At 32.9% G+C, this 15,488-nt stretch carries 16 protein-coding genes and 1 pseudogene; 6 read left to right on the plus strand and 11 right to left on the minus strand.

Going from position 1 to position 15,488, the window contains the following annotated elements:
* Positions 1-181 precede the first annotated feature (181 nt).
* The gene (locus tag LXM54_RS13030) at positions 182-436 is read right to left on the minus strand and encodes an HPr family phosphocarrier protein (protein WP_233315595.1); all 255 of its coding nucleotides are present in this window, start codon (positions 434-436) and stop codon (positions 182-184) included.
* Between the two features lie 318 nt (positions 437-754).
* On the opposite strand from LXM54_RS13030, the gene LXM54_RS13035 reads away from it, so the two are divergent.
* From LXM54_RS13035 to LXM54_RS13045, 3 genes are all read left to right on the plus strand, one after another.
* Entirely contained in the window at positions 755-1,165 is a 411-nt protein-coding gene (locus LXM54_RS13035) for a MerR family transcriptional regulator (RefSeq protein WP_233315596.1), read from the plus strand.
* 195 nt (positions 1,166-1,360) lie between these two features.
* A complete protein-coding gene (locus LXM54_RS13040) occupies positions 1,361-2,536 on the plus strand; it encodes an MFS transporter (RefSeq protein WP_396953854.1) in 1,176 nt (391 codons plus the stop codon).
* Between the two features lie 29 nt (positions 2,537-2,565).
* The gene (locus LXM54_RS13045; protein WP_233315598.1) at positions 2,566-3,273 is read left to right on the plus strand and encodes an SDR family oxidoreductase; all 708 of its coding nucleotides are present in this window, start codon (positions 2,566-2,568) and stop codon (positions 3,271-3,273) included.
* Between the two features lie 52 nt (positions 3,274-3,325).
* Here the strand turns inward: LXM54_RS13045 and LXM54_RS13050 are convergent, their stop codons facing one another.
* The 5 genes and pseudogenes from LXM54_RS13050 to LXM54_RS13070 form a co-directional block, all read right to left on the minus strand.
* Positions 3,326-4,222, minus strand: coding sequence for an EamA family transporter (locus LXM54_RS13050; RefSeq protein ID WP_233315599.1), 897 nt, complete (start codon positions 4,220-4,222; stop codon positions 3,326-3,328).
* 240 nt (positions 4,223-4,462) lie between these two features.
* Positions 4,463-5,416, minus strand: coding sequence for a sensor domain-containing diguanylate cyclase (locus LXM54_RS13055; protein ID WP_233315600.1), 954 nt, complete (start codon positions 5,414-5,416; stop codon positions 4,463-4,465).
* A gap of 101 nt (positions 5,417-5,517) precedes the next feature.
* Positions 5,518-5,712 (minus strand): hypothetical protein, encoded by a 195-nt coding sequence (locus LXM54_RS13060; RefSeq protein WP_233315601.1) that lies wholly within the window; start codon positions 5,710-5,712, stop codon positions 5,518-5,520.
* Between the two features lie 136 nt (positions 5,713-5,848).
* Positions 5,849-6,397, minus strand: coding sequence for a GNAT family N-acetyltransferase (locus LXM54_RS13065; RefSeq protein WP_233315602.1), 549 nt, complete (start codon positions 6,395-6,397; stop codon positions 5,849-5,851).
* Positions 6,398-6,443: 46 nt separating this feature from the next.
* Positions 6,444-6,905: pseudogene (locus LXM54_RS13070) on the minus strand (GNAT family N-acetyltransferase).
* 100 nt (positions 6,906-7,005) lie between these two features.
* Between LXM54_RS13070 and LXM54_RS13075 the strand changes: the two are divergent.
* The gene (locus LXM54_RS13075; protein ID WP_233315603.1) at positions 7,006-7,827 is read left to right on the plus strand and encodes a MerR family transcriptional regulator; all 822 of its coding nucleotides are present in this window, start codon (positions 7,006-7,008) and stop codon (positions 7,825-7,827) included.
* A 104-nt stretch (positions 7,828-7,931) separates the two neighbouring features.
* On the opposite strand, the gene LXM54_RS13080 is transcribed toward LXM54_RS13075, so the two are convergent.
* From LXM54_RS13080 to LXM54_RS13095, 4 genes are all read right to left on the minus strand, one after another.
* Positions 7,932-8,510, minus strand: a complete 579-nt coding sequence (locus tag LXM54_RS13080; RefSeq protein WP_233315604.1) for a hypothetical protein — start codon at positions 8,508-8,510, stop codon at positions 7,932-7,934.
* Positions 8,511-9,117: 607 nt separating this feature from the next.
* The gene (locus tag LXM54_RS28515) at positions 9,118-9,321 is read right to left on the minus strand and encodes a YjcZ family sporulation protein (protein ID WP_396953853.1); all 204 of its coding nucleotides are present in this window, start codon (positions 9,319-9,321) and stop codon (positions 9,118-9,120) included.
* A gap of 145 nt (positions 9,322-9,466) precedes the next feature.
* Positions 9,467-10,318, minus strand: a complete 852-nt coding sequence (locus tag LXM54_RS13090; protein WP_233315605.1) for a protein-glutamine gamma-glutamyltransferase — start codon at positions 10,316-10,318, stop codon at positions 9,467-9,469.
* Positions 10,319-10,535: 217 nt separating this feature from the next.
* The gene (locus LXM54_RS13095; protein WP_233315606.1) at positions 10,536-10,922 is read right to left on the minus strand and encodes a collagen-like protein; all 387 of its coding nucleotides are present in this window, start codon (positions 10,920-10,922) and stop codon (positions 10,536-10,538) included.
* A gap of 783 nt (positions 10,923-11,705) precedes the next feature.
* Between LXM54_RS13095 and LXM54_RS13100 the strand changes: the two genes are divergently transcribed.
* Both LXM54_RS13100 and LXM54_RS13105 read left to right on the plus strand, forming a co-directional pair.
* Positions 11,706-12,752 carry a hypothetical protein gene (locus LXM54_RS13100; RefSeq protein WP_233315607.1) on the plus strand — a complete coding sequence of 349 codons (1,047 nt, stop codon included), beginning with the start codon at positions 11,706-11,708 and terminating at the stop codon, positions 12,750-12,752.
* 789 nt (positions 12,753-13,541) lie between these two features.
* On the plus strand, positions 13,542-14,120 hold the full coding sequence (locus LXM54_RS13105; RefSeq protein ID WP_233315608.1) for a CBO0543 family protein: 579 nt from the start codon (positions 13,542-13,544) through the stop codon (positions 14,118-14,120).
* A 187-nt stretch (positions 14,121-14,307) separates the two neighbouring features.
* On the opposite strand, the gene LXM54_RS13110 is transcribed toward LXM54_RS13105, so the two are convergent.
* The gene (locus LXM54_RS13110; RefSeq protein WP_233315609.1) at positions 14,308-15,111 is read right to left on the minus strand and encodes a glycosyltransferase family 2 protein; all 804 of its coding nucleotides are present in this window, start codon (positions 15,109-15,111) and stop codon (positions 14,308-14,310) included.
* Positions 15,112-15,488 lie beyond the last annotated feature (377 nt).

Genomic DNA, 15,488 nt, shown 5'->3' on the forward strand with positions numbered 1-15,488 from the left:
CCAATTCATTGGTTATTCCCCTTTTCTTTATGATTAACTTCAGCTGTATTTTCTGAATAGGAAAACTTCGTCGTCATGGACAGATGTGATATGAATTATCGGAATAACGTTCTTGGTAGTGAGTCTTTTTTGCAGATTGGTCATAGAAAATTCCAAGTACATAGACCCTTACTAAATATTTCTACTTATTAAATAGAAAATTTTTTAATGTATGGATGGCGTTCTTCTCATCTGGTCCATCGACTAACAAGGTGATTTCATCACCAGTGTTTACATTTAAGTCCATTACCTTCATAATTTCTTTTCCATTTGAAGCTTTACCATTCTTAGTTAGAAACACATCACTACTAAAAGAACGGGCTTTAGCAACAAATATCGTCGTATTTCTTGCTTGCAGTCCCCGGATCAGTCTTACCGTTTCCTTTGTTACCAACATGATAATCACCTTCCTATTAGAAATTCAGTTAACTGTTTTGGATATAAAATAACACCTAATAAAAAGCAGTTAACTTTCATGTTAATAATTTAGTTTAAACACAAAACAAATTACACTATATTCCTAGTTAAAACTTTTACTAGCAAATATGATAAACCTTAAAGTTAACTCTAAGTCAAGTGAATTATCCATTTTTATGATAATTTACAATATTTTTAAAATCAGCTTTGACAATCAGTAAAAAACCATGATAGAATTGGCCTCGCGTCCTAGAGTTAACTCTAAATCTATATTTATAGAAGAATAAGGAGTGAAACAATGAACACATACTCTATTAGTGAAGTAGCGAAAGAATTAAACCTTACCACCTATACGCTCCGTTATTATGACAAAGAAGGCCTTTTGCCTTTTGTAGAACGAACAACTAATGGAACAAGATTGTTTAAAGAGTCGGATATTGGCGCATTAAGGATCATTGAATGTCTGAAATCTACTGGGATGCCTATAAAGGAAATTAAAAGTTTCATTGATTGGTGTCAGGATGGAGATGCTACCCTCCAGCAGAGATATGACATGTTTTTAGAACGGAAAGCCGCTGTTGAAGCACAGCTGGCAGAAATAAATAAAACGATGGAAATTATTAAACATAAATGCGACTATTATAAGACTGCCTTAGAGGCAGGCACAGAAGATATTCATAAAACTGAAAAAATTGGCAGTTTAAATTAACATAGAGCCATCTAACCTACAACCAATAGGTTAGATGGCTTTTTTTATTAAATGCCCCTCCCTCCAAATAAAAAAAACAATTTTTTTCAAAAATACTTCTTGAACTAGAGTTAACTCTAACCTTTATACTTACAAAAAACTTGTCATCGCGTAATACCTTTGCTGCACCGGTAAAATGAAGAATTTTATGGAGGGATTTTTTTGTATAATAAAAAATTATTAATATTCATCTTAACTATAGGAGTTTTTGGCATCTTAAATACCGAAATGGGGGTTATCGGGTTATTGCCCTCGATTGCTGAACAATTTAATGTCAGTGTATCAACTGCCGGCTTGCTGGTGAGTCTGTTTGCACTTGCGATTGCTATTTCTGGTCCAATAATGCCGTTATTGTTTTCAGGGATAAATCGAAAAACAGTCATGTTAATTGTTTTAGGCATGTTTGTGCTAGGGAATATTGTGTCTGTATTTACTACTAATTTTACTGTTTTATTATTAACACGAGTCGTTCTAGGTTTTTTTCATCCTATTTATTGTTCGATGGCTTTTACAGTTGCTGCTTCCTCTGTCAGTAAAGAAGAAGCTCCAAAAGCTGTTTCTAAAGTATTTATTGGCGTATCTGCGGGTATGGTAGCCGGTGTGCCAATCGCAAGTTTTATTGATAGTGTCCTATCTTATGAAATGGCGATGGCATTCTTTGCTGTTGTTACTGTTATAGTCTTTATTGCGACATTCATTTTTGTCCCTTCTATGCCTGTCGAAGTAAAACAATCTTACGGTGCACAGCTGTCTGTCTTAAAGAAATCAATAATCTGGATTTCTATTGTGACAGTTATTTTATTAAATGCATCTGTATTTGGAGTTTACAGCTACTTCACGGAATATTTGAAGACAGTAACGAATATGTCTCCAAATACAATAACTTTAACGCTGTTTATTTTTGGCGGGGCCAATATGATTGGTAATATTGTCGCAGGAAAGCTGCTTACGCAAAACCCGATTAAATCTGTAGTATATTTCCCTCTACTATTAAGTGCTGTTTACATCCTCTTATTCTTCACAGGACAGTATCCGCTGCCAATGGCAATGCTTACTTTCATTTGGGGAATTTTAGCAGGGGGAATAATGGCGAATATTAATCAATATTTAATTACGTCTTCAGCCCCTGAAGCACCTGATTTTGCTAACGGACTCTTTATCTCTTCTTGTAACGTTGGGACAACTGTCGGGTCAGCTGCAGGCGGACTTTTAATAGCATCAATGGGTACGCAATATGTTGTATTAGTTGGAATTCTTTCATTAGTGTTAAGTTTAGTAACTATTGTACTTAGAAACTATATGATGACTCCTGTACATCAAGTGTCAAGATAAATTCCATTCTTTTCAAGGAGGATAATAATATGTTTACAGACTCAAAAGTTGCCCTAGTCACTGGCGGTAATCGCGGAATTGGCTATGAACTGGTCCGCCAATTGGCTTTGAAAGGTTTTAAAGTTATCTTAACAAGCCGAGACTCAAAAAAAGGGCTAGAAGCTGTTAAAAAACTTCGCAAATCAAATTTAGAAGTATCTTTTCTCGAGATGGATGTGAACAATCATGAAAGCATTCGCCAAGCCGCCATCACGGTAGATCAGCACTTTGGAAGATTAGATGTTTTGATTAATAATGCAGGTGTTTATTTAGACGAAGATGAAAGTTTATTAACTATGGACCCTGCCATTTTGGAAAAAACAATGGAAACAAACTTTTTTGGGGCTTACTATACCATTCAGTCCTTTCTGCCTCTCATGGAAAAATACGGATATGGAAGAATTATTAATATTTCTTCTGATTATGGCCGTTTAAGCCAATTAACATCTCCAGAAGTCGGAGCGTATAAATTGTCTAAGTTTGCTTTAAACGGTTTAACACAATTAATTGCGGGAGAAGTCAAAGATGATATCAAAGTAAACGCAGCCGATCCTGGCTGGGTAAGCACAGATATGGGTGGAACTTCTGCTCCAACGACACCGAAGCAAGCTGCTGAGTCCATTTTATGGTTAACTTCTATTGGGTCTGACGGACCATCGGGAAAATTTTTCAGAGGCAAAAACAGCATTGATTGGTAGCATGCAATAAACTGGAGCTGTCCATTAATTAATGGACAGCTCCGCATATCCCTTACCAATTGGGACTTGAAATATTTCTTGGTTTAAACATTTTGACATTACTCACCATAATGCCTCCTAATATGAGAGCAACACCAAACCATTGCCAAACACCTACTTGTTCACGCAGTATTAACGCAGACATTAATACTGCTACCGGAAGCTCTGAAGCTGTCAGGATTGTGCCGAGTCCTGGGCCGACTTTAGGCATACCAATGGATAATAAAAGCGGCGGAAGCACTGCACCAAATATTCCTAGTATTAATCCATATTGTATAAATCCGCCTAGAACAGACACATCCACAAAATAAACTGGTGGAAAGATGATAAAAACAACGATTAAGCCGCCTGAGGAAAGCAGTGCGCTTTTCAACAGCGGTTCCGTATTATGTCCAACTGTACCGCTCAGAAAAATAAACGTTGCAAAGGTTATAGCAGCAAGCAGTCCCCACATCATACCTTGCCATGTAATGTGAACACCAGTTTCCGAGGTAATCCCCGCAGCTAATAGCGACCCTGCCAGCAGAATACCTATTGCTATTAATTTTTCCTTCGAAGGCTTGTTCTTTAAAAACACCATTTCTAATAATGATCCTATCCAGATATATTGAAACAAAAAGATAATGGCTAATGAGGCATGAAGTGTTTGTAAGGATTGATAATAAAATATGCCTGTCAGTCCAAATGGAATGCCCGATAAAATTAACTTTATGGCTTGATTACCAGAAACTCCCCTCTTTTTCATAAACAAAACGAGTATCCAAATAATTAAAGTACCAATAAAATATTGTCCCCCCGTTACCTCGTTAACAGATAACCCAGCTCCGTATGCAAGCTTTACAAACGTAGATAATATTCCGTAACTGCAGCCACCTAAAAAAACAAATAATACATAATGCCATTTACTCAAATTTAAATCCCCCTTCTGCGCATAAAAAAAGCCACACAAATGTCTCACAACATTTGTGTGGCGAAAATAGAGTTCACTCTAGAAAAATCCACGACCTAAATAATTTTAGTATTCGAATTTCGTTTTTCATTATAATTACAACTAATGTAGAAGTCAATAAATAATTTCCCTGCTTATTTGCTTAGTTTTGGATATTTTTTGTGCTCTACTGGTTCTGCACATATAAATCTCATCCAAAAATCAAAAAAAGCAGTAGGTACTTTTCCCACTAGTTTTCGCCCGATATAAAGCATTATCTGCTTTTTTCAGCAGTTTATTTAACGTCAGTTTCATTGTATTTGTGTATTGAACAATGCCAATGCTCACAGATAAGTTAAACTCCTTGATTTGAAAATCCCAGGACGATAATCTTTCAATAAAAGCCTCTGCTATTTCCTCGATTTCTTGAACGCTTAATTTTCCAACTAAGTTAATAATAAATTCATCTCCGCCTAACCGAAATACCGCTCCATTTATATTCCTCTGCCGCATGACTGCCTCCATTCTAAGGGCGACTTCTTTTAATATCAAATCACCTGTATCATGGCCAAGGCTATCATTTATCTCTTTAAAACAATCTAAATCTAGAAAGAAAATTGCGCCATCCTCATGGGCAAATTCATTAAAATATCTTTCAAGAAAATGCCGATTATAACTGCCTGTTAAATGGTCTCTGTATGCTAATTGCTCTAGCTCTAAGTAATAAGAAAACATTTTCGCAATTTTTTCAATCAGCTTTATACTTTTCTCATTAAACTGTGCAGCCTTCTCATGAACAGCACATAAAGTCCCAAAAACCTCGCCATCCCTTAAGATTACCGGCACACCTAAATAAGCGTTCACATTCGTGTTAGAGTATATTCCCTTGATATCATCTAGGCTAGATTCCTTACTTATATCCTCATAGACTAATGGGATACCTTTAGTAAAATCAATCCTGCTGCAAACTGCCACTTTCAGCGGGAGCGATATTCCCTCTCTAATGTTAATATGCTCCGTATTAGGAGAAGTCTTCAAAATATGCTGTTCATTATTGACAATGGCACTTAAAAACAGAAAGCTGTCTGGTAATATCTCTTTTGCCAAGGTTAAAATATCAACGGCAAGTTCATTAAAGTTATCATATAATAGATACTCTTTTATATTAGTTATCATTAGTGTGCTCCCCAAAGTTTAGATACGTATTACATTTATCTACTTTTATTATACTCGTTAAGCCTTCATTGACAAAACCAGCCAAAAGTTATAAAAATACGTTAATTTCCATCTGCCTTTTGAAAGGACGAAGCGGACAATAATAAGGAAAGGCCAATAGGAATAAATAAGAAAGGCTCCATCTCCACAAAAAAGCTGCCTGGCAAATATCCACTAAAAAAAGCCAATATCCCCATTAGTACAAATAGCGTACCTGCAATTAAATTTATCTTTCCGATAGTCGATAGTTTTTTCATTTTGATTTACCTCCTTTTGGTTCAAGAGACTTTATTCGTAATAGGCTTTGTTTACATATACGAAATATAGAACAATAGGTTTCAGACATAAAAAAAGATCAAAGCCAATTTTTACATTAGCTTTGATATGTTGAATCTATCGGATAAATTTCGGCTTAAAAAATAGATATAGCAATCTTCCAGTAAATCGCTTTAACAGATTAGCGTATTCTGCTACTGTAACATCGCTGTTATTTACTAAAACTTCAAATAAATCATTACTATTCTCTTCTATCATAAGACTAGCGTTTTTAAACCCATTATTTATATAAAACTTCTTTCTTTTAACTCTTTGCTCATAATTACTTGCATTTTCTTTAACTGCTTCTATGTTAAGCATGATTCGATTATTTGGGCAATACTCCCTCAACTTACTAATTGCCATACTACCAAACCCCTTTGATCTATGCTTATTATCAATAGCAAAATACAAAACAAAGGTTAAATCTTTATGTGTAATTAAATAAATAAAACCTACTAACGAATTATCAGCATATACACCTAATAGGTCTACGAAGTTTTTCTTCGACTTCCATAGAAGAAACCAAAATGGAATTTGCTCATTTCTAGGGAATGATTCGGAGATTAATGCTTTCACTTTATTAAACTCCTTTGTAGTTTTAATAGCTTCGATTTTAAAATGCATTTGCTTATTGCTCCTTTTTTTCTGGTCTAAAATGATACATAAAAAGCTATACGATTAATTCCATCACTTTTTCTCCGTTAAAATCCAATTCTCCATTAAAGGTGAAACCATAGCGCTTATAAAGGCTTAAAGCATGTATGTTAGTATCATAAATACTTAAAAAAATCTTTGTGCATGCGAATTCATTAATTAACTTGCTGATTAGCGTTTTTAAAAATATACTGCCTAGACCTTGGCCTTGAAATCTTTCATCAATTAAATACCGATCTAGCCATACTTTTCCCTTTTTATGATTTTCATCATATTCAGGAAACCATCCGTACATGGCAAAACCAACTTATACACCTTCCTTATAAAGACCGACAGGCTTGTAGTAAACGCAATTTTTTGCGTCTTCTAAACACTGTTCGGTTGTTTCAATATAGTGCCTCTGGCTTTCATTGACTTTTAAGGCTAGAACTTCTGAAGCATTTGCTTTGGTTACTGGCCTAATCTCAATAGTTTTCATATAGACATCTCCATCCTTAAATGTGGACTACATAATGATTGATTTTGAAATCATCTTAATGTATATAGTAACTATATAGTCAAGAAGGAGATTCAAAAATATGGAACATGAAAATTCAAAATATTTCACTACTGGCGAGTTTGCCAAACTATGTAAAGTTAATAAGCAAACAGTAATTTATTATGATCAAATTGGCCTTTTATCACCTGTTATAAAAGACTCTAAGGGCTATCGTTACTATTCTATTCGCCAATTAGAGTTATTTATTGTAATTGATTTATTAAAAGATTTAGGAATGTCATTAAACGATATCCAACAATATACGCAGAATAAATCACCAGAAGAATTTTTATCACTAATGTATCAACAAAAAGATTTATTGATACAAAAAAGGAAGGAATTAGAGAAAAACGAGCAGATTATCGAAGCAAAAATTAAGCTAATGGAACAAGCCTCAAGCCTCAACTTTGAGCAAATATCACTAGAACAAATTTCTGTAGCTAACCTGTATTTAAGCAGGAATATAAAAGACATACCTGATGAAGAATTTGTGGAGGCTGTGTCTGATTTTATTACCGAACTATATGTGAAAGAACTAGATACAGGCTATCCAATCGGCGGTATGACTATGCGTGAGGAAGTACTAAAAGGAGAGTACACTAACTATACTTATTTATATATGGAGCAACCGAAACAAAAAGACAGCTACACATTCCATCCATCTTTAAAGGGTTATTATTTAATCGGCTACCACATCGGTTTAGAAAAAGACATCGATAAAACATATACGCGTATTTTTGCTGAAATGAATCGTTTAAATTTAACCTTAGGAGAGTATGTTTTTGAGGAATATATATATGATAATGTGGTCAAAAATCGAGAAGAAGAGTACATCACAAAAATTATGGTTCATGTCATTTAGTATTTAAAACCATCGATCATTTCTCTAAATGGAAAACCCAAAAGGCATCAACCTGATGATTAATGCCGCTAGTAGTTTAATCCATTTACTGAAAAAAAAACGCATTAAAAGGATTTTTCTAATTTGGGAACTAATTCTCTGTATCTAATAAAAAATTCCTCAATAGCTAAAACTGCAAAAGAAGGAGAGGACGGACTATTAGCTAATAAACATTTGTCATAAATTAAACTAATGTACAATGAGTTTTGTGGAGTTTTTCCCCTTTCTTTCAGTAAATTAGATAAATCCTCATATAATTTTCCAATCGTTGATGAATCAATGGATCTTTCCAGTGAAAAAGATCCTGCCAAGCTGTTCCACCATGCTTGAAAGCTTTTATAAATCTGATTAAAACATTCGGGGGCCTCTGTCTTACCCTCCAATAATCTATCGTAAAATAATTTTTTATCTTCATTGGATAGTTCATATATATAGCTATTATCTAGTTTGACCTTTTCTGTAATAGCCTTCCATAATTGTTCATATTGCTTGGGAAAATCCTCTTTAAAGGCTATTTCTGTTGATGAATAAGGGAATCTTATTTCTTCATCTGTTTGATTTTGATTGAGATAGATATTTTGTATATAAATTAAAAAATTTAATGTAAAAGATGTTCCTGTAACCAATAAAAGTGTATTTTCCACTTCTACTCTCCTCCATCCCCTTTTTGTTCCATTATTACCAATATGAAGTTTCATTACAACTATCTTGTAATGTCATAGAAAAAGCACTCCTATTCTGAGTGCAATTGTTAATGTTTTTTTCTTTTTCTATTTATTTCCGAACAAACCTAAGGCAGCGGCTACACCAATACCTACCGCAAACCATGAAGCGGTACTTTATATATATTCTTAAAAATATATAGATTATAGAATTTCTTTAATAGTTTAATTTTTTATTCACTATAACTATGGATGCGTAAATTCTATATTATTTGTTTTCTTCAACTAACGCCCCTATCGAATTATAAGATCAGCCAGAATTTCTTAATCAGTAAGCTTTTTTTAAAAATAGAATATGTAAACTGCCTTTTCAACAATCTACCTATTCGCATACAAAGAAAAGCACTCCCCTTTAAAAAAGGAATGCACTCCCCCACTTTATCTCTTACGTTTGTTATTACAGCTTTGCCACGACATTGCCAGGGGGACTTTCTATATTCTCTTGCATTGTAATTGTAAATCTCATTGTTACCGTATCTTTAATACCACCAAATGAGCTATATTTTTTCTACCTAAGCAGAAAAAATATTTAACAGATACATGCTCCCACAATGATTAATAAAATAAATAACACGACAATTAAGATAAAGTTATTATTTTGATATGTTGGACAGGCATAACTGTAAGCTGGAGCCGTATAGGATGGGAATGATTGAACAAAAGTAGGGGCCGTAGTCGGTTGAGGAGGAACATTTGCTCCGACAGTTGGAGGTGCGTTCACGTTTGCATACATATTTAAACATCCTTTCTTTTTAAGTAAGCTTATCACTACATGATACGCTCAAATATGAAAATGGAGCCCGTCTACTGAAAATTGGGTTTTTACCCGGTAATCAAAAATGCAATTTATCGTATAATTTGCTTATGCTTATTTTATCTTAGAAGAACTGATATCCCAATGAAATTATATAATTATAATAATTTAGTAATGATATGGAACTCCGGTTATGGTGCGCGACATGTTGTTTTATTTTGAAATCACTGCTAGTCTGTTGTCTGTTTGTTAATGCTGATAAACGGGAAAAAGAAGGTCTTGTCAACAAACTTGTCAGGACTGCGGACTGTTTACTCCCTTCCATTCTCTTTTTATTTAGAACCTGAACAATTTCTTCATCTGTCTTAATGGAAAATCCATGTCCGAAATATCTCCAATCATCTAAAAGTATGGCATTTACCCCTCTAAACCATGGTGTTTGTGAATTATAGTCGGGATTATCAAAATAAACAACGTCACCAGGTAAAAAACCATCTGAATAAAACGTAACTAGACCAAGATCTGTATCTGTATGCCAGCTATATAGATAAAGTTCTTGAAAATGTGCATTAAATAAATGATGTCCAATGGTCTTTAACGTAGCATAATAATAGATAATCACAGAAGCTGTTGCACATTCAAACGCATACAGCGAACTGTTCTTAAAAATGTCCATAATTGCATCAGAAGGCCTTACATCCGGTCTTAACAATAAACCACCAGCCTTAGTTAATTGCCAGTAATTCCGGTTACATCGAGCTTGCTCAAAAATAGTAAATTCAGGCTTGGTTTCATTCATTTCTTTTGCACTTTTAATAATATTTTTCCGTAATTTAATTTCAAAAAGTAATTCTCTCGAAGAAATATAAGAATATACGATATGATCTTCTTGCATATATTGCAGTATATTTTTTTCAACTTGATCCAATTCCAAATTCCCTTGGAATTCAAAGGATTTACCCATTACTTGTATCACTTTTATTCCTCCATTCTCTGCTTTTTTATTCCCGTCTTCTTTAAAAAATGAAATCAAATCTTGTTGGTAGGAAGCTATTTATGCATAATGACTAAGTAAATATTAAATCCTTGATTAAGTTGCTCCCTCAATAAACAGATTCTTTAATCTAAATGCCAATTCATTCTTAACTAAGTAAAAGGGCGATGCTCTAATGAAAGCATCACCCTAAATGTATTTAGTAACATGTAAATGAAATAATTCTTCTTGTGTCAATACCAAAAATCACCCAAGTCCTTCCATTCCATCTGAAACCAGCAACAGATCTTGGACCTACGAATACGGGATAAAACCAAAATCCTGTACCATTACTTAGCCAAATAAAAGTATTATGAAACAGGCAAAATCTTATTGCTCCAGGATCCACAGCAAATGGTGAAGCAGCTGCTTGTTGAGGAATAAATGGTGGAGGAGGAGCTGTTGGAGCTTGTGAAGGTTGTAATGGTGGTAGACCTGATGGACCTCCAAACCCAGGTCCCGGGAAACCAGGTGGACCTGATGGGCCTGGAAATGATGGTAATAAAAAGTTTAGAAATTGTCGATCATCATTTATATATTGATACATTTGAAACATCGCCACCTTATTTTAAATAAATCTCTAAAGGTATTGTATGTTTTACTGTTTTTTGTGAAGCTTATTCGCCCTAAACTTAGGCAGTGAAATTATAAAAGTTCAAAAAACCTTTAGGAATATAAAAAGCCTCTTAAAACGTCATTAAACGTTCTAAAAGGCTCATGCAGTTGATTGATAACATTGCACATTGATTCTTTTATTACATTTTACTATAAATTTTCACGGTTCGCAGAACTTCACTGTTGATTTTACTAAAAAAAAGAAACACGAAAACACCTTGTGTTTCGTAATTCTTGTTTAACTATTGCCCCCGTTTGTTTAAGTATAATACTTCACAATTTCCTTTTTTCATTTTATACAAAATTACTGTCCTGCATTTACTCTAACACACTGCTAGTAATCCTTATCATTTGATACCAGTTGCATTAATCAAACGCATTTATTAAATTATTTTTACTACAAAATTTCACCAATAAAACCCTAAACTTATACTGATTGAGAAAAAAAGTAATATTAATCTGAAATTAATTAATTAGAGTTCCATAAAGTAACATATTCGTTGTCTCCTACCTTCTCCCTGGACTTTTCAACAGTTGGACTAGTTCCATTTTTTTACAACATTTAAAATTTCCGAATATTAAAATAATAATATTTACATTTCTTTCTAATTCTATTAACATTTAGTTAATAGAAGCAATTTTGATTGTTTCTATATAAAAATAAAAGGAATTATTCGATTATATTTAAAAAAATATATTTTAGGGGGAACCAAAAGTGAAGCTAAAAGCTTTAGTTACAATTGCAGTTCTAATAACATTGTGTTTTACCATTCAATCGATTACTGTTAAAGCAAGTGAAGTTCCAAGTTTTAACAATGTTAATGGAATTGATATTACTGATTCTGAGTACAATAGATTGATAAATCTGGGATTTGATGATGAACAAATAGAATTCATGAATGCTGAAGAATATGAAATGAATAAAGGTATTACAGGTGAAGTAATAAGCACTAATAAACAATATGTTAAAACTACATATATTTATGAAGAGGAATCAGATACTGAAACTACTTCTTCTGCAAGAATAGCAACAAAATCTGTAGTTGAAATAGAAGAACCTAGTATAGTGGATGAAAAAGTTGAATATCTAACAAAAGAAGAGTTTGAAAATGAGCTAGCGAACGAAAGTGGGGCTAAAACTCCCAATGGCTCTATGGTGGTAGCCGCGTCAACTGATACAGGAACTAGTTCTACATCATACAAAATATTAACTGTAAAACTAGTTAAAATATCGAGTAAGGAATGGAAAGTGCAAACAACTTTGGAATGGAAAAAGATACCCTCTACTAGAGAGACTGATCTGATTGGGGCAGCAATAAGATATCCCGATAACTTTATTATAAATCACACTAAAAGATATGGTTCTCAATACTACCAAGCAAAAGGAGTAAATGCCAAACAACAAAGTAAAACCGAACGTGAACTTATTACTTATGCTGCGAATAGTGGTAAATGGCTAAATGACAGCTATAAAGGAGACGCACTTACACAAAACTTAAGAAATAACTATATGAAAAGTGGATATAACTACCGATTAAACGCTCTGAAAAATACAATGTATTTTCACTTTAATTTAAATGTGAAATCTTATCCTTATAACACAGTCCAAGTACGTGGAAATTATGCTCATCAAGTAAATTCCTCTCCACTTACATTATCAAATATTAGTTTAACTTGGGGTGCACCAAGTTTTGATTTTTCAGCAAGTGAAGGTAATAAGTTCGATACCCCTATTTCCGCACAAGCTTATGTAAATTACTAATATATTTTAAGCATGTGCATGGGCTTTAAGTGTAGTGTACATGCTTAGATTATCTATTCTAGAGGGAACAAGCTTTTATTTGGTTATTTATTAGCCAATTAAAACCATCAGATAAGTAACCATAATGGCTATATTGATATGAAAACCCTTCACAGATAAATCTCAAATTATCTATAATAAAAAACACTGTTAGTTTAAAATTTATTAATTACGGAGGAGAAATTATGAATAAAAGCCTTTTATACATACTTTTATCAGCTATATTAATAACCTTAATCTTTTTAGGTATAGAGATATTCCAATTGAATAATGCAATAGAAGAATTAAGCTATTCAATTGATAAATTAAGAATAAGGATTCCCGAATAATTCTTTATATCCCATAGCACTTATACTTTAAAGAGTATGTTGATTCAACTAACCATTAAGTAGAAAATTACTTATATATATTGCACCAAAATAAAAAGATTCCTAACCAAAAGTTAGGAATCTTTTTTATAGCATCAGAACAAACCTTTTACACGATTTCACTTAAACTAACCTTCAATGTTTCTTCCATAGTAAGTTTTTCATTTATTACAGGAATGCTGCCCTAATTGTCCCCCATACGAGAAAATCTCCAAATATAAAGTAAGTTCCCCTTCAGGCAGACCGGCCAGGTAAATTAAAAAGAAGAGCCTACACATGGAAAACTCTTTGTTATTTTTTACTTATCCTCTACCTTCTCTTAAATATTTTCTTTGAAACTGAAGATAATAAAAGCACTAATATCTAACTAGGGTGAATTAAATTGACAACTGAACAAATACAACAATTAAAACAAATCATAAAACAACAAGACCAAGTTGTAGAAATGTGGTTAAACTACTGGAGAGAATACTCAAATTGGGAGGATTGGCATTTTTGGTTTATTGTCTTAATGTTAATAGTCCCACTAATTATTATTTACTTCTTAATAGATAAGAAAAGAGCCTTTCATATCGGTTTTTTTGGCTTTAATATTCATGTGTGGTTTACATATTCTGATGCTCTAGCTACAAGGACAGCACATGTTATTTATCCATATCAAGCCATTCCCATTTTGCCAGTCAATTTCGCTTTAGATGCTTCACTTGTTCCAATATCATTTATGTTGTTATATCAATGGTGTCTTAAACACGATAAGAGTATTTTGATATATGGTATTATACTTTCAGCAATATTATCCTTTATTTTCAAACCAGTATTAAGCTTATTAAATTTAATTCAATTAGATAAAGGGATGAATTTCTTCTATTTGTTTTTAAATTATATTTTAATATTGTTATTTACAATTGGAATTACATATATCTTTAAACATTTAAATCAAAAAGCAAAAAAAATTAAGTGATTTTTACATTTTAAGAAAACAACTATAGAACTTTTTTTCATGATATTTTGTCAGAGTAATTTCAGTTGTTAATTACCCTTTGAGATGAATATGTATGTAAAAGGTGTGCTAAATTGCACACCTGGTATCCTATCACTTAAATTCCATTTCCCTATATTAAAACACTCCATTTATATGCTTCTATCCCCTATCCTTCATTCTTATTTAGATTATTTATAACTAAGTGATCTAATATCATATAGTCTCCTTCATATTTAAAAATTGGGCTATATATATCACCCCAACTTTTCAGTGTTTCTTCAATGGTGTATCTTAAAGCTGTGGCTGTTTCTGTAAGATTATTTGTATTATTACTATTATGTCTACGGTGATAGAGCATGAGTTCATCAATCCAACTAAATCGATGGTGTGGAGTTATTTTCAGCAACATTCTCATATCCTCCACATATCTACCCTCATAGATATCATCCACAGGCCAACCACCCAATTCCTTTATAGTAGAAGTACGATAGCATCTTGGCCAAACAGAAGAATTTGCTAATAAAAAGTCATAAGGGTTTGAATAATTTCTTCCCTTTCTAATAAGTGACCTAAGAACTTGTCCACTTTCATTTTCAAAGCTTACATTAATATTACCGCTTAATAAAGCAACATCTTCTCCACTAACAGCCGCTGCATCCATCAATTTTTCCAAAGTATTTGGATAAAACCAATCATCTGGGTCCAGCTGAACGAAATAAGGTGTATCAATTACTTGGAGACCTGTATTTAGACTTTTAGACATCCCCTGATTATACGAATGTCCTAATAAAGTTATTCTAGGATCTTCTAGATATGGCTGAATCAATTCTATACTGTTATCCGTAGAAGCATCATCTACTAATACCATTTTCCAATTAAAATAGGATTGAGCATAAATACTTCCAATTGCATCCAAAATATATTTCCCGGGATTATAGAAAGGAATTAAAACTGTTACCGAAGAGTTCAAAATTTCTTCCTCCTTTTTACACAATACTTGATTAAAATATGATATGCACTGATAAATCATCTGATTGTTTTACTGTCTAATCTAAAAACCAAAATTTAAGCATGAGCAAACAAGCATAACATTAATAAACCAAACACTTTTATGTAAAAGGGTCAACCTAAAAGGTTGACAAAAATCGTATTATGGAGAAAAAACAAAAGATCTTAATTACTGTAGGACACTATATATTATTCCTTTTACTCTATAAAGCGAGGGCATTTTTACTAATGAAAAAAGATGTACCGTTGTACTATCGGTACATCTTTTTTTCTCAGGTGTAAATACAAAGAATGGTGGGATTAATGCCTGATACATTTTATTCCCCTTCTTAAACTATC

Origin of the sequence: Bacillus sp. Au-Bac7, assembly GCF_021341655.1 — a bacterium.
Taxonomy (GTDB): Bacteria; Bacillota; Bacilli; order Bacillales; family Cytobacillaceae; genus Niallia.

Coding starts and splice junctions, on each gene's coding strand:
- LXM54_RS13030 (WP_233315595.1), bottom strand. CDS start 436: ATGTTGGTAACAAAGGAAACGGTAAGACTGATCCGGGGACTGCAAGCA.
- LXM54_RS13075 (WP_233315603.1), top strand. CDS start 7,006: ATGGAACATGAAAATTCAAAATATTTCACTACTGGCGAGTTTGCCAAA.
- LXM54_RS13045 (WP_233315598.1), top strand. CDS start 2,566: ATGTTTACAGACTCAAAAGTTGCCCTAGTCACTGGCGGTAATCGCGGA.
- LXM54_RS13035 (WP_233315596.1), top strand. CDS start 755: ATGAACACATACTCTATTAGTGAAGTAGCGAAAGAATTAAACCTTACC.
- LXM54_RS13065 (WP_233315602.1), bottom strand. CDS start 6,397: ATGCATTTTAAAATCGAAGCTATTAAAACTACAAAGGAGTTTAATAAA.
- LXM54_RS28515 (WP_396953853.1), bottom strand. CDS start 9,321: ATGTATGCAAACGTGAACGCACCTCCAACTGTCGGAGCAAATGTTCCT.
- LXM54_RS13055 (WP_233315600.1), bottom strand. CDS start 5,416: ATGATAACTAATATAAAAGAGTATCTATTATATGATAACTTTAATGAA.
- LXM54_RS13095 (WP_233315606.1), bottom strand. CDS start 10,922: ATGTATCAATATATAAATGATGATCGACAATTTCTAAACTTTTTATTA.
- LXM54_RS13060 (WP_233315601.1), bottom strand. CDS start 5,712: ATGAAAAAACTATCGACTATCGGAAAGATAAATTTAATTGCAGGTACG.